The sequence below is a fragment of the Mesorhizobium sp. WSM4845 genome (assembly GCF_055811455.1).
In genome coordinates this window covers 30881-51422 of sequence record NZ_JBVVQA010000042.1, presented here as the reverse complement: position 1 = coordinate 51422, position 20542 = coordinate 30881, and the positions used below count along the sequence as shown (strand labels likewise).

The following is a 20542-nucleotide window of genomic DNA, read 5'->3' as shown; positions in this document are numbered from 1 at the left end:
GTCTTGCCATGATCGACATGGCCAATCGTGCCGATGTTCACATGAGGCTTTGTACGCTCGAATTTACCTTTTGCCATAGTCTCTTTCCTTGGACGGCCGGGACCTTCAGTTCAGTCGAATGCGGGGCGATTAGCGACTGCGGCCGAAAAACACAAGTGTCTTGTGGCCGGGGCTTTCTCACCCGGTCTGAACCCATGTTCCGGTTTTCGGGGATGTGGCGCGGATATAGGAACGAACAAGAAGAAATGGAATGGCCTGACATAGGTTCCGCGGCTGCCGGCATTCAGCCGACGGATATTGCCGCTTCCGCCTGTCCGCCTTGCCGGATTTACTGCCGGATCTGGCCCATTGCCGGTGTGACGCCGGTCTGATTTCCTGATCCGATGCATTTCATTCCGATCGCCATCCGCGGCCCGCTGTTCATGATCCTGTCGACCGGGTCCTATGTCGCCAACGACACCATGTTGAAGCTCGCGACGGTTGGGCTGCCGCCCTATGAAGTGCTGTTTCTGCGCGGGACGGCGGCAACGCTGTGGGGAATCCCGTTGCTGTTTGCGCTGGGCTACGCCAGGCAGATCCCGCTGATCCTCGACAGGAGAGTGTTGCAAAGAAACCTGCTCGAGCTGGCGGCAATCCTTTGCTACGTGGTGGCGCTCGCCAACATGCAGATCGCCGATTCGACCGCCCTGGGACAGATCACGCCGCTGCTCATGCTGATTGGCTCCTCTGTCCTGTTCGGCGAACGGATCGGCGGCTTGCGCATGGCGCTGATCGGGCTCGGCTTCATCGGAGCGGTGATGGTGGCGCAGCCGACGATGCAGGGAATCTCGGTCTACGCCTTGCTGGCGCTCGGCAATGCGGCGTTCGCCGCCGCGCGCGATCTCGCCGGGCGGCGGGTCGCCGCCGACGTGCCCGGAATGATCGTCGCAATTTCCGCGGTGGTGGTGGTGCTGGTCGGATCAGGCGTCGCGCATCTGATGTCGGAGCGTTGGGTGGCGCCCGAGACGCATCATTTACTTCTGATGGCCGGGGCCGGATTGTTCCTGATTTTTGGCCATTTCTTCATCTTCATGGCCTATCGCGCCGGGCCAACCGGCGTCGTGGCGCCGTTTTACTACTGCTTCACCGTCTGGGCGGTCATTTCCGGCCTGGTGGTGTTCCAGCAATTGCCGAACGCACTGGCGATCGGCGGTATCCTGCTGGTGGTGGCCAGCGGGCTGACCATCGTGTCGCTCGACGAGCGGCGGCGCCGACTGGCCGTCGTCGCATAATTTGGGCAGTGGTGACCAAAACAACGGACCACAGATTTCAACTTGGCCGCTGCCCGCAAAAAATGGAGAAACCTGTGACAAGCCAGGAGAACGTCGGCAACCGCATGCTTGCCGGAAAATGCCTGTGCGGCGCCGTACAATACGCGGTGGCCGACGAGTTCATCTACGCCGCCAACTGCCACTGCTCGGACTGCCGGCGCACCACCGGTTCGGCCTTCAAGCCGTTTGCCGGCATCGAGCGTGAGAGACTGAGCCTGACCAAGGGCGAGGACAACCTCCTGATCTTTGGCGAGGAGACCGGCCACAACGTGCACTGCAAGACCTGCGGCTCATTGCTCTACTCGGTCGTCCGCGACGGCGCCTTCGTCCACGTCACCATGGGAACCCTCGTCGACGAGCCGGCCATCCGTCCAACGCAGCACATCTTTGTCGGCTCCAAGGCGAAGTGGTTCACGATCGCCGACGACCTGCCTCAATATGAAGAGCATGCTGCCGGGGGCGCCGACTGAAGACCTGGCGATGTGGCTGACGGCATTGCCGCTCAGCACACGCAGTGACACGGCGCATTTTCAAGGAAGTTATTTTCGATAATGACTTCAACAGCGTGCTTGGAGCGGGTAGCGGGAATCGAACCCGCATATTCAGCTTGGAAGGCTGCTGCTCTACCACTGAGCTATACCCGCGCATTTCACCCGAAAACCGCTATGCACTTTTCGGTCCGAGGCTTGCGTTTCAGGGCTTCCGGGCCGGCAGTGGTGGAGAGGGTTGGATTTGAACCAACGTAGGCATAGCCAACGGATTTACAGTCCGTCCCCTTTAACCACTCGGGCACCTCTCCAGTCTGCCGCCGGAGCCATGCAACGAGGCATCGACGCGTCGCGGCCGCAGGAGCAGCCCGTCGCGAAGCGCCTTATGGCGGCAGCGCCCAAAACTGTCAACCGCAACATCCCGGCAAAACGCGCTGAATTTGTTGACGACCCGACGAGCAGGGTTTTGCGGCTGTATCCATAGGCGAACGACACGGCTATAGAACCGGCCATGAGCAACGACAACAAGCCCAAGACCCCGAAAGACACCCACTACGCCAAGCTGCGCCGCGCGCATCGCGACGAGAAGAGCGGCGGCGCGCCGGCGTTCAGGCCGCGCCAGCCGGTACCACCAGGAGAGACCGTCGCGGATGGGCTGGTGCGGCTGTACGGCCTGCACACGGTGCGAGCAGCACTCGACAATCCGCGCCGGCGGATCAAGAAGATGCTGGTGACGCGCAACGCCGCCGAGCGGCTGGCTATCGCCGACCTCACCGCCCTGCCCTTTGAGACAGAGATGGTCGAGCCGAAAGACATCGACAAGGTCACCGGCTCTGACGCCGTGCATCAGGGCGTGCTGATCGAAGCGGAGCCGCTAAAACCCAAGCGCCTCGATGCGCTCGGCGATACCACGCTGGTGCTGGTCCTCGACCAGGTCACCGATCCGCACAATGTCGGCGCGATCCTGCGCTCGGCGGTCGCCTTCGGCGCCGGCGCGCTGATCACCACGGCGCGCCACAGTCCGCATGAATCCGGCGTGCTGGCAAAGTCGGCCTCCGGCGCGCTGGAGCATATCGACCAGATCGAGGTAAAGAACCTCGCCGACGCGCTCGGCCAGTTGCACGAGGCCGGCTTCCAGACCATCGGCCTCGATTCCGACGGGCCGGCGGAACTCGAGAAAAGTTTTGCCGGGGAAAGGATCGCGCTGGTGCTGGGCGCCGAGGGCAAGGGCTTGCGTCAGAAGACGCGTGAAACGGTGACGACGCTCGCCCGGCTCGACATGCCCGGCGCCATCCGCTCGCTCAACGTGTCGAATGCGGCGGCGGTGAGCCTTTATGCGGCGAGGAAGTTTTTAAACGGGTGAATGGTAAAAACGGAGAATAGTGAATGGTGAATGGTGAATGGTGAGACTGCACGCAAGTCGTGACCAGTTCACTGCCACTGACCGCCGCATCTCTACTACCATTCACCATTCACCATTCACCATTCACTATTCACCAATCTCATATCCCGCCATTTGCTCCAGCGCCCTGACCAGCGCCGAATGGTCCTCCTTGGCGCCGCCATTGGCCGCGCAGGAGTTGAACAATTGCTGCGTCGTCGAGGTGTTGGGCAGCGCGACGCCGAGCGCTTTTGCCCCTTCCAGCGCGAGATTAAGATCCTTCTGGTGCAGTTCGATGCGAAAGCCCGGGGCGAAGCTGCGCTTGATCATGCGCTCGCCGTGCACTTCGAGGATGCGCGAGGCGGCCAGCCCGCCCATCAGCACCTGCCGCACCTTGGCCGGATCGGCGCCGGCTTTCGATGCAAAAACAAGCGCTTCCGCGACTGCTTCAATGGTCAGCGCAACGACGATCTGGTTGGCGACTTTGGTGGTCTGGCCGACGCCGTTCGGACCGACCAGCGTGATGTTCTTGCCCATTTTTTCGAACACCGGCCTGGCGCGCTCGAAGGCCTTTTCCTCGCCGCCGACCATGATGGTCAGCGACGCGGCCCTGGCGCCGACCTCGCCGCCCGACACCGGCGCATCGAGATAGTCGCAGCCCAGCGCATTGATTTTCGTGGCGAATTCCTTGGTCTCGATCGGCGAGATCGAGCTCATGTCGATGACCAGCTTGCCCGCGGTCAAACCCGAGGCGACGCCGCTGTCGCCGAACAGCACGTCGGCCACCTCAGGCGTGTCGGGAACCATGGTGATGATAATGTCGGCGGCACGTGCCACGGCGTGATGACCGGAGACGGTTTTTAGACCCTCGGCGACGAGATCGGCCGGCGGTTTCGAGCGATGGTCGCTGGCGACGACAGTGTAGCCGGCGTCGAGCAGATGCCCCGCCATCGGCGCGCCCATGATGCCGAGGCCGATGAAGCCGATGGTGTCCATTGATGTTTCTCCCTGGTATTTTCCTAGGCCGCGTTCCGTCGCGCCCCCCTCTGGCCTGCCGGCCATCTCCCCCACAGGTGGGGAGATCGGCAGTTCCGACGCCGGCTTTTACTTTTCCAACCTCGAAAATTGGCGAAAGCGGCGGTGACGTCCAATCTCCCCACCCGTGGGGGAGATGGCCGGCAGGCCAGAGGGGGGCGCGAAGGAACTCGACGTCAATTGTAAACGTCCCCTACGCCGCCGCCTGCCCGGCAAACTCCCGGAACCAGCCCAGCCCGGCTTCCGTCCCGCCCTTCGGCTTGTATTCCGCCCCGACCCAGCCGGAATAGCCGATGCGGTCGATGTGACTGTACAGAAAAGGAAAATTGATCTCGCCCGTCCCCGGCTCATGCCGGCCGGGATTGTCCGCCAGCTGGATATGCGCAATGCGGTCGAGGTTTGCCTCCATGGTGCGGGCGAGATCGCCCTCCATGATCTGCATGTGATAGATGTCGTATTGCAGGAATAGGTTTTTTGAGCCGACGCGGTCGATGACCGCCAGGGCCTGGTCCGAATAGCTGAGGAAGAAGCCGGGAATGTCGCGGGAGTTGATCGGCTCGATCAGCAGCCTGATTCCGGCCTGCTCCAGCTTCTCGGCCGCGAAAGCCAGGTTTTCGGCGAAGACATCTTCCAGCACCGAACGCTCGACGCCTTGCGGTGCGATGCCGGCGAGGCAGTTGACCTGTTCGCAACCCAGCGCATGCGCATAGGTGATCGCCTTGGCGATGCCTTGTCGGAACTCGGGTACACGATCCGGCAGCACCGCAATGCCGCGCTCGCCCTTGCCCCAGTCGCCGGCCGGCAGGTTGAACAGCACCTGCGTCAAACCGTTTTTCTTCAGCCTCGCCGCAACGACATCGGGCGCATGGTCATAAGGGCCGATATATTCGACACCCCTAAAGCCGGCGCGGGCGGCGGCTTCGAAGCGGTCGAGGAAATCGTGCTCGCCAAAGAGCATCGAAAGATTGGCTGAAAACCGTGGCATTCTTTTTCTCCTTGTTTTCGCCCGGCCCAAGCTGTGGTGAGATTCAGGTCAGGCCGAGCCGAAAATGGTGGGTTCCGAGAACCGGAGCGGAGCGTACTTTTGGTACGTGAGCACCGGAAGCGCAGGAAACCGCCGTTTGCAGGCCGGCATCACCTGAATATCAGCACAGCTTAATCCAGCATGACGATCGCCGTCGGCGCGTCTTCGTGATGTTCGGCAAGCTCCTCGAATTCGGTGATCTTGTCGATCTCGGTGCCCATCGAAACATTGGTGACGCGCTCAAGGATGAATTCGAGCACCACCGGAACCTGGTGCTCCTTCATCAGTTGTTGCGCCTGTTTGAAGGCGCCGGCGAATTCCTCCGGCCGGCGCACCCGTACCGCCTTGCAGCCCATGGCCTCGGCAACCGCGACGTGGTCGACGCCATAGCCAGCCTCGGGATCATCCTTCCGGTTGACGTTCTCGAAGGCAAGGCTGACCTCGAAATCCATCGAAAAGCCGCGCTGCGCCTGGCGGATCAGGCCGAGATAGGCATTGTTCACGACGACGTGAATGTAGGGCAATCTGTGCTGCGCGCCGACCGCCAGTTCCTCAATCATGAACTGGAAATCATAGTCGCCGGACAGCGCCACGATGTTGCGCTGCGGATCGGCGGCGCGAACGCCAAGTGCGGCCGGCAGCGTCCAGCCGAGCGGGCCGGCCTGGCCGCAATTGATCCAGTTGCGCGGCTTGTAGACATGCAGGAACTGAGCGCCGGCGATCTGCGAAAGCCCGATCGTGGTGACATAGGTGGTGTCGCGGCCGAATGCCTTGTTCATCTCCTCGTAGACGCGCTGCGGCTTCAGCGGCACCTGGTCGAAATGCGTCTTGCGCTTCAGCGTCTTCTTGCGGCCCTGGCATTCCCTGGCCCAACCCGACCAGTCGCGCAGTTTTCCCGCCGTTCTCCACTCGGTGGCGACGTCGAGCAGCATTTTGAGCGCTGCACCGGCGTCCGAGACGACACCGAGGTCCGGCGCGAAGACACGGCCGATCTGCGTCGGCTCGATGTCGACATGGATGAATTTTTTGCCCTTGGTGTAGACATCGACGGAGCCGGTGTGGCGGTTGGCCCAGCGGTTGCCGATGCCGAAGACGAAATCAGCTTCGAGCATCGTTGCGTTGCCGTAGCGATGCGATGTCTGCAGCCCGCACATGCCGGCCATCAGCCGGTGGTCGTCGGGAATCGCGCCCCAGCCCATCAGCGTCGGGATCACCGGCACGCCGGTGACTTCGGCGAACTCGATCAGCAGATCCGAGGCATCGGCGTTGATGATGCCGCCGCCGGCGACGATCAACGGTCTTTCGGCCGCGTTGAGCATCGCCAAGGCCTTTTCGGCCTGGCCGCGCGACATTGCCGGTTTGAACGGCACCAGCGGCTCATAGGCATCGATGTCGAACTCGATCTCGGCTAGTTGCACGTCGACCGGCAGATCGATGAGGACCGGCCCCGGCCGCGACGAGCGCATCAGGTGAAACGCCTTCTGCAGCGCCATCGGCACCAGGTAGGGTTCCATCACGGTGACCGCCCATTTGGCGACGGGTGCTGCGATGGCGGCGATGTCGACGGCCTGGAAATCCTCCTTGTTGAGACGCGCCCGCGGCGCCTGGCCGGTGATGCAGAGGATCGGGATGGAATCGGCCGCGGCCGAATAGAGGCCGGTGATCATGTCGGTGCCGGCCGGACCCGAAGTGCCGATGCACAGGCCGATATTGCCTGATCTGGCGCGGGTATAACCTTCGGCCATGTGCGAGGCCGCCTCGACATGGCGCGCCAGGATATGTCGGATCGTACCCCTCGCCTTCAGCGCCGAATAGAACGGGTTGATGGCAGCACCCGGCACGCCGAAGGCGCAGGAGGTGCCTTCTTTTTCCAAAACGAGAACCGCTGCGTCGACTGCGCGCATCCTGGCCATGTCAGCCTCCACGGAATTGTTGATGGCCGAGAATGCCAGCGCGCCTGTTATTTTTCAATTTTTTCAGAATATTTTTTCATTTATAAGAAACGAATGCTATGTACTGATTTCATTGGATTTTCTGTTTTCCACGAAGTTCCCATGGCAAAAGAGTGAAAAACTTTTTCATTGCGCATTTGGCGAAATCGGCAAGAATGCCACTATGGAGACCGCCGAAAAACGCCAGCGCGGACGGCCGCGCGCCTTCCACGGTCCGGCCGAGGCGGCTTCGGTGCAGTCGCTCGACCGGGCGCTGCGCATCCTGGCCATCGTCGCCGAAGGCAGCGGCCTGTCGCTGAGCGAGATCGCCGCGCAGAGCGGCCTCCCCGCCTCCACCGCCTACCGCATGCTGACGACGCTGGAAAACCACGGTATGGTCGAGTTCGACAGCAGCGACCAGCTGTGGTCGATCGGCGTCGAAACCTATCGCATGGGCGCGGCGTTCCTGCGCCGCCGCAAGCTGGTCGACCGCGCCCGCATCGTCATGCAGGAATTGATGGAGAAGACCGGCGAGACCGCCAATCTCGGCGTCGCCGAGGACGACTGCGTCGTCTTCGTCAGCCAGGTCGAGACGCACCAGGCGATCCGCGCCTTCTTCCGGCCGGGCACGCGCAGCTCCTTCCATGCGTCGGGCATCGGCAAGGCGGTGCTGGCGCATCTCGAGCCGCAGCGCGTCGGCGCCGTCCTGCGCCGGACCGGGCTGGAGCGCTTCACCGAAAAGACGCTTTCCGACATCTCGGCGCTGGCCCATGATCTGGTGACGATCAAGCTGCGCGGCTGGTCGGTCGACGACGAGGAACGGCACCCCGGCATGCGCTGCGTTGCCGCCGCCATCTTCAACGAGTTCGGCGAGCCGATCGGCGGCGTGTCGGTTTCGGGACCGACAGTGCGGGTCACGCCGCAGCGGCTGGCCGAGATCGGCCCGCTGGTGCGCGATGCGGCAGCGGAAATAACCAGGATGATTGGTGGTCTGCCGCCCCCTTCTTCACCAAGCCGCGCCGCCGAACCGGGTCCACTCTTCGAGATTGGCGCTGCGCGCTCACCTTGACAGCCGCCCGGCTACGGCCAAGTTTGCGTCCACCTTCCGCCAGCCGACGCCCGAAAGACGCATGAGCCTCCAATCCGTCAAAGCCTTCTTCGCCGAGTATGCCCGCGACATCGAGGTGATCGAAACGCCGACAAGCTCGGCGACTGTCGCGCTCGCGGCCGAGGCGCACGGCGTCGAGCCGGGGCAGATCGCCAAGACCATCTGCCTGCGCGTCGGTGACCGGGCCATGCTGGTCGTCGCCCGCGGCGACGCGCGCATCGACAATCGCAAATCGCGCGATGCATTCGGCGGCAAGCCGCGCATGCTCGATGCCGAGCAGGTGGCCGAAATCACTGGCCATCCGATTGGCGGCGTCTGCCCCTTCGGCCTCGCCTCGCCGTTGCCGGTCTATTGCGACGTATCGCTGCGCGCCTACGATCAGGTCGTGCCAGCGGCCGGCGCAACCAATGCAGCGGTGAAAATAGGCGTCGAGCGCATGGCAGCGCTGACCGGCGCCGAATGGTGCGACATCTGTCAGGATGAGCTAGGCCCCGGGCACCGCGCTCTTGGTCGATAGGTCGTAGAAATCAAGCAGCATCGCCAGCCCAACTCCGCAGGCGGTGAAGATCAGGCCGGCGATGAAGATGCGGGTGGCGCGTTCATAGACGCGTCGCTGTAGAGACGTTGTGTCGAGCAGCAACCGCAGCGCTCGTATCTGCAAGGCAATGCCTATCAAAATCGGCACGACGGCTGCCAGGTGATAGATTTCCCAAGGGAGCGGGTTGGCGGCCCAATGCGTGATGAAGCCCAGCGAGAAAGCCAGTAGAATGCCGACGGTGGTGATCGTGCCGTTGCGGAAATCCGTCTCAATCTGCTCTTCCTTGGGTTCGTGCTCGTCCAAGCGTCCCTCTCCCTCTGGTGCCTTCACCGCCAGACTAAGCTGTCGAAAAATCCCTGTACATCCCTCGCTGGAACCGGTCGCGGTGCCGGGTTCAATTTTGCAACCCAGACAGCTGAAAAAGGGCAGTGGGTGCCCCTTTTTCCCTTGCCTGAAACGGTTCACCTCCCCTCAAAGCCGGCAGCGGTGACGATAGCCGTCGTAGCCGACATAGGTGTCGGAGTACGGATCGTAGCTCTGATAGCGGTTGAGGCAGCGCCGGACGTGCCATGAGCCGCCATTTTCCTGGATGTAGACGGTGCGCGGCTGGGCGAGCGCGGTGCCGAGCAGGAAGCCACCGACCCCGGCGGCGATGCCGATGCCAAGGTGCTTGTTGTGATGGTGCTTGTGATGGGCGGCCGAAGGCTGAACGGAGCCGGCCAGCATGGCGGCGGCGACAGTGGTGGCGATGAGGCCGGAAACGATGGTGCGCTTGAACATGACGATCTCCTTGCTGCGTTGTCTGAGAGGCGATCCATCCCGCCTCTTGACCATCAGTCGTTGCAGCAAGGAAAAAGGTTCGACGGTTTTTTTGGATTTTTTCAAAAGCGCAAAAGCGGCCGAACTGAACAGGTTTGCGCCAGGCGCGCAAATTACGACCGGCGAGAGCGCCGATCGACAGTCCGGCGGCGGGAGGCCTCAGCCCATGCCGGTGATATGACGCAGCCAGAAGGCGAGCGCGATGAAGCCGATGATGGTGGTGACGCCGGTCCAGTCGACATTGGCTCTCTTCAAAACCTTGATGAGCTTCACCAGGAGAAACCAGGCCACGACGACGATCAGGGCAATGACGACAAGTCTGATCATGCGACACCCTCGCCCATGCGATTGCACCTTAGAACGATATAGGAAGCCAATTGGCCGTTTTCAGGATGCCCGCGCCGGCTGCCCCAGCGCACTCAAAACGGAGTTTTGTCTTTACTGGCGCACCAAATATGCTAACCGGAGCGCCGTGCCCTTGTAGCTCAGCTGGTAGAGCAGCGGTTTTGTAAACCGAAGGTCGGCGGTTCGATTCCGTCCGGGGGCACCAAAGCCAGTCGTCTTGAATGAGGCTGGCCTTTCGGATTTTGCCGCGCTGCGCGAGGGGGGCAAGGCTAATCGGGACCTCTAGATCCCATACATCATGGCAATGAAGAATACCGGTGCAAAGATCAGGAAGATCGCCATTACTATAATCACGGCGAGGGCCAGGCGCTCTGTTCGCCTGACGATTGCAACGACGTCGTCGTCGCTCGATGAAACAAGATCAACCGCCGAGAAACTTGTTGGGTCAGGAGTTTGATTGTCATTGGCGGGTCGGCTTGCGACCGCATCGGCATTCTGTTGGCTCTGGATAAGGGTCACAGTTCTCTCCGCCGTTAGGGTGCCACATCGGGTGCCCGCCGATGAGTATACAGCGGGGCCACCCGGAACCACCGATGAAGGGACTTTGCTCGGCGGCCAAATACCAATCCCTTGCCAAGATCTTGGTTGCCAGCCTCAGCCCTCTGTCTTTAACGCACAGACTTCAGTCTTACTGCGTCATGGACCATAGCCCGGCGCCGGAACTAAGTGCCCGCCGGTCCCGTTGCCGACCAGTGATAATTGAGAATAGGAGATAGTCATGGCTGACGGTCCCACCGTTGTTAACTCAGGCGGAAATGGCGCCGGCACCGCTGTCGCCGTCGTTCTCGCAATTATCGCAATCGTGATCCTGCTGTTGTTCACCGGCGTTATCAACATCAACGGCGGGGGCACCGGAAAGGACGTCGACGTAAAGGTTGAAGCGCCTACGGTCGAAGCGCCCAACGTCGAAGCGCCAGCCGCGTCCGCTCCGGCAGAGCCGAGCGCACCTGCCCCAGCCGCGCCCGCTCCGGCAGAGCCGGCCGCACCTGCTCCGGCAGCACCCGCTCCGGCAGCACCTGCTCCGGCAGCACCTGCTAACGGCGGCTGATTGTGCCATCGGATACGGGCCCGGCGGGATGAGCTTCCGGGCTTGATGAAAACGTTGACGGCCGTCCACACTTTGCAAAGCGGCCCACGCAACAGAAATCTTCGACGGAGTTTCAATCAGTTGCGCAGACCAGCAAAGGAGGATCGCCTATGAAGGTGCTCGTCACCCTCCTGGGCGGCATTGCAATGGCCGGATGCAACAGCATGGCCGCTGCCGATCCGTGGAAGGACGAGAGCGGTCATGGCAAATGGCAGGGCCGCTACCAAGACGAAGATGATTATGAGCGGAAGCGCGAACGCTACAGCTACAAAAAAGAATTTCGGCGCGGCAATTGCAAGATTGAGCGCAAGTGGGAGGGCGATGAATACAAGGAAGAGGTGAAGTGCAAGCGCGGCTTCAGGAGGCCGGCTTACATCTATCGCTATTGAAAACAGACGCCGTCCGGGGGCACCAGCAAGAAACCGGCTTCTTGTGATTACGTGCCAGGGTCGGTCGAAACCTGCTCATCCCCGATTTCCACAGGCCGCGGCCATAGCCCATCAGCTTCAACGGATATATTCGCTAGCGGACCACAGGTAGTCCCCTTGTGGAAACCACAGGAGTCGCCGTTGGAGCAGAAACGCACGATCGCCCCCTTTATTGGTGGCATGTATGGTGGTCTTGCTGCCCTCGCGTTGGCGTTCGGTTTCCGCTTCCTGATGATTCGCGATCCAGATCCGACCTCGCAAGCAACGATAGCCCTTTCGGGAGTGGCCTTTTCGATCTGTTTCAGCCTGACCTTCCTTCGCGAGCATCGACGCCAGATCGCTGCCGCCAGAGAATTTCTAAGCCGCCCAAGATCGTATCAGGACTAATCCCCCGCGCTTCGCAAAGCAAAGCGCCATGCCTCCGGTCCGTGGCATCAGAACCAATGGATGCAACAGGGATGCGGACCGGCCGGCATCTCCTGCTCCCGGCCATTAATGCTATTCGATTAAAATGCCCCTATGTATATTAGCAATCGCTCAATTTAGCGCGCCGACAATGTCCGGGCGGTGGGCTAAACGACGGGTGGTGTCATGCGAAGCGACTTCGCTGCGGCGCGCGAGCTCTTGGAGTGCGCCCAAAACCGGCTCTGCGGCATGGATGAAACGAGCCAGCGCGTCAGCGAGGCGCTGGACTTGCTGATTGAAGAAATAGCCATCGCGGAATTCCGTAAGGCGCCCTTGACCGTCGTGCCGTTCCCACGTGCGCGGCCACCCAGGCATGCTCGGTAGAACACCGCCAATGTAGTCAACAGCGGAAGTGCTCCCACCAGCGGAATTGAACCGGCGCGATTGCGGCCTGGCGGCGTCCGGGCCATCAGAAATCCCATCGGGAGCCCTCACGCCGCGATCGCCGCCACCAGAATCCGGTTCTGCCTTCGTATCGCGGCGCGCAGTTCGGCAATCCTCGCCTCATCGCGCTTCACGAATTCGATGAACATCATGTTCATGTTGTTGAACACCAGTTCGCCCAAGGCGTGTCCATCGATATCCCGGCGGACCAGGCCGAGCCCCTGCAGCCGGGCGATCAGCGCGCGGATCTGCTCGGTCAGCGCCCGGTCGAGCGCGGTATAGGCCTGGCCGAACGGGCTGTCGGGCAGTTGTGTCGAGATCGCCATCGCCTGCCGCCACATCTCCTTGCTGAGATAATGCAGCGAATGCTCGATATAGATGCCGAGCAGCGTGTCGAGCGCATCGCCGACATTGGCCGGCGGGTTGGCAACCACGCCGCGCCCGGCATTGAGCACCTCGTTGACCTCCATCGAGACGATGGCGCCCAGGATGTCGCCCTTGTTCTGGTAATAGTTGTAGATCGTGCCGACCGAGACTTCCGCCTGCGCCGCGATCGTCTCGATCTTGGCGCCTTCATAGCCGGTGTCGCGAAAAAGCGCCGCCGCCGCCTCGATAATGCGGCGATGCCGATCCGCCTTTTGCCTTGCCCGCAATCCGCTCATGTCGGCTATCTGCCATAAAAACAGAATTGACTCAATTTTAGAATTGGTTCAATTTTTCGCCAGAAGCCAGAAAGGCAAGGGAGAACACTCGATGACCATCAATCCAAACACCCCGAATCCAACGACCAGGAAGCCGCTTTCGGTTCTGAAGAGCCACCTCCACGCCGCGTGTGCGGCGACAGCGCTGCTGCTGGCGACGGGCAGCCTCGCTCAGGCCGCCGATCTCAACGCCCTGATCTGGTGCGATCACGCCGACCCGGCGCTGCTGCAGCCCTTCGAGGAGGCCAACGGCGTCAAGGTCAATGTCAAGGAATTCGAAGGCACCGGCGCCGGCATGGCGATTGTCGAGCAGTCGCAGCCCGGCGACTGGGACGTGATGGTGATCGACAGCATCGACATACCGCGCGGCGTCGAAAAGGGCCTGTTCGAACCGCTGCCGGAAGACAAGCTGCCGCTGGCCGACCTCTTTCCCCAGGTGAAGATGGACAGCTCCACCGTGGTCGACGGCAAGCGCTACGGCATCACCGAAAAATTCGGCTACAACACCATCGGCTACAACAAGACCAAGGTCGATCCGGCCGACATGCAGTCGCTGGCCGCGCTGACAGGCGACAAATACAAGGGCAAGATCGCCATCTACGACTATTACCTGCCGGTCATCGGCATGGCAGCGCTGGCGATCGGCAAGAAGACCGCCGAGCTGACCGAAGCCGACCTTCCGGCCATCAAGCAAGAGCTGCTCAAGATGAAGGCCAATGCCAAGCTGGTCGGCGAAGTGACCGCCAGCCAGACCGCGCTGGCGACCGGCGAGGTCGACATTCTGGTCGGCGGCGGCGAATGGGTGACGGCCGGGCTGGCCAAGGAGAACCCTGCCCTCGACTTCTCGATCCCCAGAGAAGGTGCTGTGGTCGCAGTCGCTGGCCATGTTCAAGGATTCCAAAAACAAGGACATGGCGCTAAAATTCATCCAGTACATCATGAGCCCTGAAGGCCAGGCGCGGCTTGCCACCTCTGCCTGCTATTGGGGCATGCCGGCGAATACCAAGGCGGCTCTGACCGATGAACAGAAGAAAATCCTGCGCTTCGACGAGCAGCCGGATTTCCTCGCCCGCGCCCAGCCCTACCCGGCGCCGGATGCCGATCTCGACAAGAAGATGCAGGACGTCTGGACCGAAATGCTGCAGGCGCAGTGACCGGTCGCCGGTCGTGAACTCTGCCACGAACAGCGGGCGTGCCCTGCCCCGGGCGGGCTATGCCCTGCCTCGGACGGGCCGTGCCCTGCGCTGGGCGCTGGTCACGCCGGCGCTCGGCTGGACGCTGCTGTTCTTCGTGCTGCCGTTCGTCGCCATGGGGTTTTCCAGCCTGACGGCGCATGACGGCGGCGGCTTTACGCTTGCCAACTACAGCCAATTCTTCACCAACCCGGCCTATTGGCAGGCGATGGTGAATTCGCTGCAGGTCACCGTGATCGTCACAGTGATTTCGGTGCTGCTCGCCTACCCCTTCGCCTGGATCCTGGCCGAACAGGTGCCGGAACGCTGGCAGCGGCTGGCGCTGATGCTGGCGGTGCTGCCGTTCTGGACCTCCTATGTCGTGCGCTCCTATTCCTGGCTGCTGGTGCTGGCGCAGAACGGCGTGATCAACCGCGCGCTGACCGGCTCCGGCCTGTTCAGCGAGCCGCTGCAGCTCGCCAACACGCGGCTGGCCACGGTCATCGGCTTCGTGCACTTCTTCGTCATGCTTTTGACGCTGACGATCTTCGCCAATCTGAAGCAGCTCAGCCCGAGCTACCGCAAGGCAGCCGCCGATCTCGGCGCCGGGCCGGTGCGCACGTTCCTGCATGTCGTCCTGCCGCTGACCTTGCCCGGCATCATGGTCGGCGCCTTCCTCACCTTCGTGCTGTGCATCGGCGACTACATCACGCCGCAGATCCTCGGCGGCAACAACGAGCTTTTGATGCCGCAGCTGGTGATGATGCAGATCGGCCGGCGCGGCGATTTTCCGCTCGCCTCGGCGCTGTCGATCATCCTGATGGCGGTTGTCACCATTGCCTATCTCGCCTGCGCCCGCTGGCTCAAGATCGAGCGGGCCTGACCGTGCGCGCCCTTGTCCGCATCGTCTCCTGGTTTTACGCCATCGCCATCTATGGCTTCATCTTCCTGCCGGTGGTCGTTCTGGTGCTGTTTTCGCTTCAGGCGACGTCGTTTCCGATCCCGCCCTTCACCGGGCCGTCGCTGCGCTGGTACGACGCCGTGCTCGCCGACACGCGGCTGACCTCGGCGCTGGTCAATTCGCTTCTGGTCGCGGCCCTCTCCTCGGCTGCCGCCGTCACGCTCGGTTTCCTCTCTGCCTGGGGTTTTGCGCGTTTCGTCCTGCCGGGCTCGGCCCTGCTGCGCGGGCTGATCACGCTGCCGCTGACCGTGAGCTATCTCATCATCGGCATGGGGCTGCTGGTGCTGTTCAACTGGGCCGGCATACCGAAGTCGCTGCTTGCTGCCGGCATCGGCCATGTCGTGATCAACCTGCCGCTCTGCTTTGCCATCATCTACAGCCAGATGGGCGACCACCAGATCAACATCGAGCGTGCCGCGCGCGACCTCGGTGCGCCCGAATGGAAGGTGCTGCTGCTGATCACCGTGCCTGTCATGGCGCCGGCGATCTTCGCCGGTTTCTTCCTGTCGATGACCTTCTCCTGGGACGAATTCGTGATCTCCTTCCTGCTGACGCGCTTCGATACGACGCTGCCGGTCGAGATCTGGAACCTGCTGCGCTCCGGCCTCAATCCCAAGACCAACGCCGTCGGCTCGCTGGTCTTCGCCGTCTCCATCGTGCTGGTGGTGTTTTTTGAGCTGATGCTGTTGCGGAGGAAGCCGGCATGACCGCGCCACTGGTCGATGTCCGCGCTGTCTCGCACCGCTTCGGCCAGCACACCGTGTTGAGGAACGTCTCGCTGCAAATCGAGCCGGGCAGCTACACCATCCTGCTCGGACCGTCGGGCTCCGGCAAGACGACGCTTTTGTCCATTCTCGGCGGCTTCGTCACGCCGAGCCAAGGCAAGGTGCTGATCCGCGGCGAGGACTGCACCGCGGTGCCGCCGGCGAAGCGCCCGACGACGACGGTGTTCCAGGACTATGCGCTGTTTCCGCACATGAGCGTCGGCAGCAATGTCGGCTTCGGCCTGCGCATGCAAGGCGTCGATGCCGCGACACGGACCGCGCGGGCGCGCGACGCGCTGGCGCTGGTCGGGCTCGCCACCGCCTTCGACAAGAAGCCGCACCAGCTTTCCGGCGGCCAGCGCCAGCGCGTCGCGCTGGCCCGCGCCCTTGTCGTCGAGCCGGCCGTGCTGCTGCTCGACGAACCGCTCGGCGCGCTCGACCTAAAATTGCGCCGGCAGATGCAGGACGAGTTGAAAGCGATCCAGAAACGCGTCGGCACCGCCTTCATCCATGTCACCCACGACCAGGAAGAGGCAATGGCCCTGGCCGACCATTGCGTCGTGATGAATGACGGGTGCATCGAGGACGAAGGCCCGCCGGAGCGCGTCTATGCGCGGCCGGCGACGCGCTTTTCCGCGACCTTCATGGGTGAGAGCACGCTGATATCGGGAACGGTGACGGCGGCGAAGCATGGAACAATCACAGTCGCGACCCAGGTCGGACCGCTTTCGCTGCCCGGTACAATGCCTGCTGGCGCTTCTGTCGCCCTCGCCGTCCGTCCGGAGCACCTTGTCCTCGGCGCAACCGGCGGCGCGGTAAGGCTCGGAACGGCCAAGGTGAGCGACGTGGTGTTTCAAGGCAGCTTCAAACGCGTGCTGGCTGTCTCCGAGAAAGACCCGGCGCTGCACTTCATCGCCAGGGTTCCCGCAGCAACGGTCGTCCAGCCGGGCGACATCTCTGCGGTTTCGTGCGAGGCTGGCGATGTCATCCTTCTGGCGAGCTGAGCCATGGGCACGCTTCCGATCATCGACGCTGCGAATTGGTATGAAGCCATCCGTATGAGCGATGGCGTGACGCTGATCCACGAGCCGTGGATCAGGCCGTTCTTCCGCTGCAACATCTGGCATGTGCGCGGCCGCGATCGCGATCTCCTGTTCGACACCGGCCTCGGCCATTTCAGCCTGCGGCGCCACGTGCCGCTGGTGACGGAGAGAAAGCTCGTTTGCGTAGCGAGCCACACGCATTTCGACCATATCGGGTGCCATCACGAATTTCCGGACCGTTGCGTGCATGCGGCCGAAGCGGAAATCCTCGCCGATCCGCGCAATGAATGGACGGTCGCCGACCGCTACGCGACCGACGCCATGTTCGACGCAATGCCGCAGGGCTGGGATGCCACGCGCTACCGGATCCAGCCGGCGCCGGCCGATCGTTTGCTTGGAGAAGGCGATTTCGTCGATCTCGGCGACCGTGCCTTCGAGGTGATCCACACACCGGGCCATTCACCCGGTGGCATAGCGCTCTACGAGAGGAAGACCGGCATCCTGCTTTCCGGCGACATCGTCTATGACGGCCCGCTGATCGACGATGTCTATCATTCCGCTGTCGACGACTATGTCGAGACGCTGCTGCGGATGCGCGACCTCGATGTTGCGGTCGTGCATGGCGGCCACTTCCCGAGCTTCGGCAAGGTGCGCTACCGCCAGCTTATCGACGAGTATCTCGCACAAAAGCGGCAGGCCGGCTGCCACCTGCTGCAGGCGCGATAAGCACCGGCCTCTGGATCGCGGGAAGTGCCTGGCGAATTACAACGCCCTTTGCGGGCACGGCGTGCCGGCGGCATCGCCGCAGCGTGAAGCCGTTGGTTGGGGTCTCAAACTTGTCTGTTCCGACTGGCGCACCAGTTGGGCAAAGGCAAGCGCGAAACTTCCCAGCATCAGGACGATGACAATCAGGCGTGTTACCGGCAATAAATCGGTCCGACTAGCTGGCCCCCACGCCGCCCATCCGCTGCCGGCTAACATGGTCGATCCGGCTTTACGAGAGTTTAATCCCCGTCTTAACCATCACATTCGCTTGTCACTCGACACGATGCGCGAGCAGCAGGCCGGCAGTTCCTCCCGGCGCTGTATCAAGCGGCGCCAGATGTCTCGCTTTGCAGATTTGCCCGCCCATGCTAACCCGGCGCTGGCGCGGCCCAAGCAACCGGTCGCCACCAACCGGTCGCCATCAACATCGCCATTGGGAGCCATGAACAAAGCCGCCAGCCGCTTCGCCTTCGTCTCGTCCGACACCGCCGACGCCAAGGCGGCGCTGGAGAGCCTTTCGGCGCGCTATGGCCAGGCATCCATCGAGGATGCAGAGATCGTCGTCGCGCTGGGCGGCGACGGCTTCCTGTTGCAGACCTTGCGCGACACGATGAGCACGGGAAAAAAGGTCTACGGCATGAACCGTGGCACCATCGGCTTCCTGATGAACGAATATCGCGCCAGCGGTTTGACCGGGCGCATCGCGGCGGCCGTTGCCGAAACGATCCGTCCGCTGGAGATGCAGGCGGTGACGGCTGAGGGCGAAACGATCTCGGCGTTGGCGATCAACGAGGTTGCGCTGTGGCGCCAGTCCTACCAGACAGCCAAGATCCGTATCACCGTGGACGGGCAAGTGCGGCTGGAGGAATTGAACTGCGACGGTGTGATGGTCGCGACGCCGGCCGGCCCCCCCGCAAACAACATCCCCGCGCCGGGGCCTATCCTGCCGCTCGAGGCGCGGGGGGGGGCGCTGACTCGGGTCTGGCGTTCCCGCCCGCGCGGGGGGGGCGCCGCGCTGCTCTCCAACAAGTCGACCGTTCGTTTCGACATTCTGGAGGCGGAAAAGCGGCCGGTGAACGCCGCCGCCGACCATACCGAGGTGAAGGCCGTAACCTCGGTTACGGTGCAGGAATCGCCAACGGTAACGGCGACGCTGCTGTTCGATCCGAGCCACTCGTGGAACGAGCGCATTCTCGCCGAACAGTTCCGCTATTGAGCCGGCGCAGCGACAGCAGATGGATTAAGCATCGCGATTAAGGTTACGACTTCACAATCGTGCCGTCCCCCGCCTGTTTGTGTTGACAAATCGTGGGCTTGCGCCTACCTGCAATACCAATCTTGCAGGCGCGCGGCGCTTGCCGCGACCGCTTGCGTTGCGCCCCCGAACCAGCCAAAGACAGCCAAACTTGTCCTCAGACACCCAGATCGCTCAAGACGTGTTGACCTTCGCAGACCTCGGCCTGTCGCCGAAGGTCCTTTCCGCAGTCACCGACGCCGGTTACACCGAACCGACGCCGATCCAGGCCGGCGCCATTCCGCACGCCTTGCTCGGCAAGGATATTTTGGGCATCGCCCAGACCGGCACCGGCAAGACCGCCTCGTTCGTGCTGCCGATGCTGACCCGCCTCGAAAAAGGCCGGGCACGCGCCCGCATGCCACGCACGCTGATCCTCGAGCCAACCCGCGAGCTTGCCGCGCAGGTTGAAGAGAACTTCATCAGATACGGCAAGAACCACAAGCTCAACATCGCGCTGCTGATCGGCGGCGTGTCCTTCGACGAGCAGGACAAGAAGCTGGAGCGCGGCGCCGACGTGCTGATCGCGACGCCAGGCCGCCTGCTCGATCATCGCGAGCGCGGAAAGCTTCTGCTCAACGGCGTGGAGATCCTGGTCATCGATGAGGCCGACCGCATGCTCGACATGGGCTTCATTCCCGACATCGAGCGCATCTGCGAGATGATCCCGTTCACCAGGCAGACGCTGTTCTTCTCGGCGACGATGCCGCCTGAGATCACCAAGCTCACCGAGAAATTCCTGCACGCGCCGGTGCGCGTCGAGGTTTCGAAGGCGGCGTCCGCCGCGACCAACATCGTCCAGCGGCTGGTGAAATCCGGCTCAAAACCCTGGGATAAGCGCGAGACGCTGCGCAATCTGATAAAGGCCGAGGATGCGGAGCTGAAGAACGCCATCATCTTCTGCAACCGCAAGATCGAGGTCTCGGAGCTTTTCCGCTCGCTGCTGAAACATGATTTCGACGCCGGCGCGCTGCATGGCGACATGGACCAGCGCGCGCGCATGCAGATGCTGGCCAATTTCCGTGACGGCAAACTGCGCTACCTCGTTGCGTCGGACGTAGCGGCGCGCGGCCTCGACATCCCCGATGTCAGCCACGTCTTCAATTACGACGTGCCGATCCATGCCGAGGACTATGTCCACCGCATCGGCCGCACCGGCCGCGCCGGCCGCTCGGGCAAATCCTTCACCATCGCCACCAAGTCCGACACCAAATACATCGACGCGATCGAACGGCTGATCGGCAACAAGATCGAGTGGCATGACGGCGATCTGTCGACGGTCGTCGCCAGCGAGGGCGGAGACGACGATGCTCCCCGCCGTGGCCGCCGCGCCCCCCCCCCCCCCCCCCCCCAGGGGGGGGGGGGGGTAAGGGGCGCACCCCCACCCCCCGGCCCCCCCCCCCCCCAAACCCCACCGGCCCCCCCCGCTGCCGGGCGCG

Annotated in this window: 22 protein-coding genes, 3 tRNA genes and 2 pseudogenes; 16 read left to right on the top strand and 11 right to left on the bottom strand. The window is 62.6% G+C overall.

The window, feature by feature from the left end; genetic code table 11:
- Positions 1 to 77 (bottom strand): annotated as a pseudogene (locus AC0L2C_RS30930) (GTP-binding protein); the annotation flags it as partial.
- Between the two features lie 306 nt (positions 78 to 383).
- Between AC0L2C_RS30930 and AC0L2C_RS30925 the strand changes: the two are divergent.
- Together AC0L2C_RS30925 and AC0L2C_RS30920 are read left to right on the top strand one after the other, a co-directional pair.
- Positions 384 to 1271, top strand: coding sequence for a DMT family transporter (locus AC0L2C_RS30925; RefSeq protein WP_287242518.1), 888 nt, complete (start codon positions 384 to 386; stop codon positions 1269 to 1271).
- Positions 1272 to 1375: 104 nt separating this feature from the next.
- Positions 1376 to 1780 carry a GFA family protein gene (locus AC0L2C_RS30920; protein WP_091591779.1) on the top strand — a complete coding sequence of 135 codons (405 nt, stop codon included), beginning with the start codon at positions 1376 to 1378 and terminating at the stop codon, positions 1778 to 1780.
- 100 nt (positions 1781 to 1880) lie between these two features.
- On the opposite strand, the gene AC0L2C_RS30915 is transcribed toward AC0L2C_RS30920, so the two are convergent.
- Positions 1881 to 1954, bottom strand: a tRNA-Gly gene (locus AC0L2C_RS30915).
- Positions 1955 to 2024: 70 nt separating this feature from the next.
- A tRNA-Tyr gene (locus tag AC0L2C_RS30910) sits at positions 2025 to 2109 on the bottom strand.
- A 200-nt stretch (positions 2110 to 2309) separates the two neighbouring features.
- Between AC0L2C_RS30910 and AC0L2C_RS30905 the strand changes: the two genes are divergently transcribed.
- Positions 2310 to 3161: a TrmH family RNA methyltransferase gene (locus AC0L2C_RS30905; protein ID WP_473525191.1), complete on the top strand. Its 852-nt coding sequence runs from the start codon at positions 2310 to 2312 to the stop codon at positions 3159 to 3161.
- A 126-nt stretch (positions 3162 to 3287) separates the two neighbouring features.
- On the opposite strand, the gene AC0L2C_RS30900 is transcribed toward AC0L2C_RS30905, so the two are convergent.
- The 3 genes from AC0L2C_RS30900 to gcl form a co-directional block, all read right to left on the bottom strand.
- Entirely contained in the window at positions 3288 to 4175 is an 888-nt protein-coding gene (locus AC0L2C_RS30900) for a 2-hydroxy-3-oxopropionate reductase (protein ID WP_473525190.1), read from the bottom strand.
- 232 nt (positions 4176 to 4407) lie between these two features.
- Positions 4408 to 5199 (bottom strand): hydroxypyruvate isomerase, encoded by a 792-nt coding sequence (gene hyi, locus AC0L2C_RS30895; RefSeq protein WP_473525189.1) that lies wholly within the window; start codon positions 5197 to 5199, stop codon positions 4408 to 4410.
- Positions 5200 to 5369: 170 nt separating this feature from the next.
- Entirely contained in the window at positions 5370 to 7151 is a 1782-nt protein-coding gene (gene gcl / locus AC0L2C_RS30890; RefSeq protein ID WP_287242512.1) for a glyoxylate carboligase, read from the bottom strand.
- A 202-nt stretch (positions 7152 to 7353) separates the two neighbouring features.
- Between gcl and bhcR the strand changes: the two genes are divergently transcribed.
- Together bhcR and AC0L2C_RS30880 are read left to right on the top strand one after the other, a co-directional pair.
- Entirely contained in the window at positions 7354 to 8238 is an 885-nt protein-coding gene (bhcR, locus tag AC0L2C_RS30885; RefSeq protein ID WP_287242509.1) for an HTH-type transcriptional regulator BhcR, read from the top strand.
- Positions 8239 to 8299: 61 nt separating this feature from the next.
- Entirely contained in the window at positions 8300 to 8794 is a 495-nt protein-coding gene (locus tag AC0L2C_RS30880) for a YbaK/EbsC family protein (RefSeq protein WP_128245081.1), read from the top strand.
- Here AC0L2C_RS30880 and AC0L2C_RS30875 read toward each other — a convergent pair.
- From AC0L2C_RS30875 to AC0L2C_RS30865, 3 genes are all read right to left on the bottom strand, one after another.
- Complete coding sequence (locus AC0L2C_RS30875) at positions 8762 to 9118, bottom strand: hypothetical protein (RefSeq protein ID WP_095489666.1); 357 nt, start codon at positions 9116 to 9118, stop codon at positions 8762 to 8764. The genes AC0L2C_RS30880 and AC0L2C_RS30875 overlap by 33 nt on opposite strands.
- Positions 9119 to 9286: 168 nt before the next feature.
- Positions 9287 to 9595, bottom strand: a complete 309-nt coding sequence (locus AC0L2C_RS30870; protein WP_128173261.1) for a BA14K family protein — start codon at positions 9593 to 9595, stop codon at positions 9287 to 9289.
- A gap of 198 nt (positions 9596 to 9793) precedes the next feature.
- Positions 9794 to 9961, bottom strand: a complete 168-nt coding sequence (locus AC0L2C_RS30865) for a hypothetical protein (RefSeq protein WP_128245079.1) — start codon at positions 9959 to 9961, stop codon at positions 9794 to 9796.
- A gap of 147 nt (positions 9962 to 10108) precedes the next feature.
- On the opposite strand from AC0L2C_RS30865, the gene AC0L2C_RS30860 reads away from it, so the two are divergent.
- Positions 10109 to 10184 (top strand) — tRNA-Thr (locus AC0L2C_RS30860).
- Positions 10185 to 10261: 77 nt separating this feature from the next.
- On the opposite strand, the gene AC0L2C_RS30855 is transcribed toward AC0L2C_RS30860, so the two are convergent.
- Complete coding sequence (locus AC0L2C_RS30855; RefSeq protein WP_473525188.1) at positions 10262 to 10498, bottom strand: hypothetical protein; 237 nt, start codon at positions 10496 to 10498, stop codon at positions 10262 to 10264.
- 259 nt (positions 10499 to 10757) lie between these two features.
- On the opposite strand from AC0L2C_RS30855, the gene AC0L2C_RS30850 reads away from it, so the two are divergent.
- The 3 genes from AC0L2C_RS30850 (at position 10758) to AC0L2C_RS30840 (ending at position 11941) form a co-directional block, all read left to right on the top strand.
- Positions 10758 to 11087 (top strand): hypothetical protein, encoded by a 330-nt coding sequence (locus tag AC0L2C_RS30850; protein WP_023798135.1) that lies wholly within the window; start codon positions 10758 to 10760, stop codon positions 11085 to 11087.
- Positions 11088 to 11236: 149 nt separating this feature from the next.
- Complete coding sequence (locus AC0L2C_RS30845; RefSeq protein WP_473525187.1) at positions 11237 to 11515, top strand: hypothetical protein; 279 nt, start codon at positions 11237 to 11239, stop codon at positions 11513 to 11515.
- A gap of 180 nt (positions 11516 to 11695) precedes the next feature.
- Entirely contained in the window at positions 11696 to 11941 is a 246-nt protein-coding gene (locus AC0L2C_RS30840; protein ID WP_473525186.1) for a hypothetical protein, read from the top strand.
- Between the two features lie 509 nt (positions 11942 to 12450).
- Here AC0L2C_RS30840 and AC0L2C_RS30835 read toward each other — a convergent pair.
- Positions 12451 to 13065, bottom strand: a complete 615-nt coding sequence (locus tag AC0L2C_RS30835) for a TetR/AcrR family transcriptional regulator (RefSeq protein ID WP_287062035.1) — start codon at positions 13063 to 13065, stop codon at positions 12451 to 12453.
- 91 nt (positions 13066 to 13156) lie between these two features.
- Here AC0L2C_RS30835 and AC0L2C_RS30830 point away from each other — a divergent pair.
- From AC0L2C_RS30830 to AC0L2C_RS30800, 7 genes and pseudogenes are all read left to right on the top strand, one after another.
- Positions 13157 to 14258: pseudogene (locus AC0L2C_RS30830) on the top strand (polyamine ABC transporter substrate-binding protein).
- A 13-nt stretch (positions 14259 to 14271) separates the two neighbouring features.
- Positions 14272 to 15159 (top strand): ABC transporter permease, encoded by an 888-nt coding sequence (locus tag AC0L2C_RS30825; protein ID WP_287237647.1) that lies wholly within the window; start codon positions 14272 to 14274, stop codon positions 15157 to 15159.
- A 2-nt stretch (positions 15160 to 15161) separates the two neighbouring features.
- Positions 15162 to 15944, top strand: coding sequence for an ABC transporter permease (locus AC0L2C_RS30820; protein ID WP_128246551.1), 783 nt, complete (start codon positions 15162 to 15164; stop codon positions 15942 to 15944).
- Positions 15941 to 17005 (top strand): ABC transporter ATP-binding protein, encoded by a 1065-nt coding sequence (locus AC0L2C_RS30815; protein ID WP_287237645.1) that lies wholly within the window; start codon positions 15941 to 15943, stop codon positions 17003 to 17005. The genes AC0L2C_RS30820 and AC0L2C_RS30815 overlap by 4 nt, the downstream gene beginning before the upstream one ends.
- A gap of 3 nt (positions 17006 to 17008) precedes the next feature.
- The gene (locus tag AC0L2C_RS30810; RefSeq protein WP_128246553.1) at positions 17009 to 17770 is read left to right on the top strand and encodes an MBL fold metallo-hydrolase; all 762 of its coding nucleotides are present in this window, start codon (positions 17009 to 17011) and stop codon (positions 17768 to 17770) included.
- A 481-nt stretch (positions 17771 to 18251) separates the two neighbouring features.
- Positions 18252 to 19025 (top strand): NAD kinase, encoded by a 774-nt coding sequence (locus tag AC0L2C_RS30805; protein ID WP_473525185.1) that lies wholly within the window; start codon positions 18252 to 18254, stop codon positions 19023 to 19025.
- 190 nt (positions 19026 to 19215) lie between these two features.
- Positions 19216 to 20542, top strand: a 1327-nt coding sequence (locus AC0L2C_RS30800; protein ID WP_473525184.1) for a DEAD/DEAH box helicase, incomplete at its 3' end; no start/stop codon positions are given.

Bases quoted from the DNA above. Each gene is read 5' to 3' on its own strand.
- AC0L2C_RS30925 (WP_287242518.1), top strand. From the start codon at position 384: ATGCATTTCATTCCGATCGCCATCCGCGGCCCGCTGTTCATGATCCTG.
- AC0L2C_RS30920 (WP_091591779.1), top strand. From the start codon at position 1,376: ATGCTTGCCGGAAAATGCCTGTGCGGCGCCGTACAATACGCGGTGGCC.
- AC0L2C_RS30905 (WP_473525191.1), top strand. From the start codon at position 2,310: ATGAGCAACGACAACAAGCCCAAGACCCCGAAAGACACCCACTACGCC.
- AC0L2C_RS30900 (WP_473525190.1), bottom strand. From the start codon at position 4,175: ATGGACACCATCGGCTTCATCGGCCTCGGCATCATGGGCGCGCCGATG.
- hyi (WP_473525189.1), bottom strand. From the start codon at position 5,199: ATGCCACGGTTTTCAGCCAATCTTTCGATGCTCTTTGGCGAGCACGAT.
- gcl (WP_287242512.1), bottom strand. From the start codon at position 7,151: ATGGCCAGGATGCGCGCAGTCGACGCAGCGGTTCTCGTTTTGGAAAAA.
- bhcR (WP_287242509.1), top strand. From the start codon at position 7,354: ATGGAGACCGCCGAAAAACGCCAGCGCGGACGGCCGCGCGCCTTCCAC.
- AC0L2C_RS30880 (WP_128245081.1), top strand. From the start codon at position 8,300: ATGAGCCTCCAATCCGTCAAAGCCTTCTTCGCCGAGTATGCCCGCGAC.
- AC0L2C_RS30870 (WP_128173261.1), bottom strand. From the start codon at position 9,595: ATGTTCAAGCGCACCATCGTTTCCGGCCTCATCGCCACCACTGTCGCC.
- AC0L2C_RS30865 (WP_128245079.1), bottom strand. From the start codon at position 9,961: ATGATCAGACTTGTCGTCATTGCCCTGATCGTCGTCGTGGCCTGGTTT.
- AC0L2C_RS30850 (WP_023798135.1), top strand. From the start codon at position 10,758: ATGGCTGACGGTCCCACCGTTGTTAACTCAGGCGGAAATGGCGCCGGC.
- AC0L2C_RS30845 (WP_473525187.1), top strand. From the start codon at position 11,237: ATGAAGGTGCTCGTCACCCTCCTGGGCGGCATTGCAATGGCCGGATGC.
- AC0L2C_RS30835 (WP_287062035.1), bottom strand. From the start codon at position 13,065: ATGAGCGGATTGCGGGCAAGGCAAAAGGCGGATCGGCATCGCCGCATT.
- AC0L2C_RS30815 (WP_287237645.1), top strand. From the start codon at position 15,941: ATGACCGCGCCACTGGTCGATGTCCGCGCTGTCTCGCACCGCTTCGGC.
- AC0L2C_RS30810 (WP_128246553.1), top strand. From the start codon at position 17,009: ATGGGCACGCTTCCGATCATCGACGCTGCGAATTGGTATGAAGCCATC.
- AC0L2C_RS30805 (WP_473525185.1), top strand. From the start codon at position 18,252: ATGAACAAAGCCGCCAGCCGCTTCGCCTTCGTCTCGTCCGACACCGCC.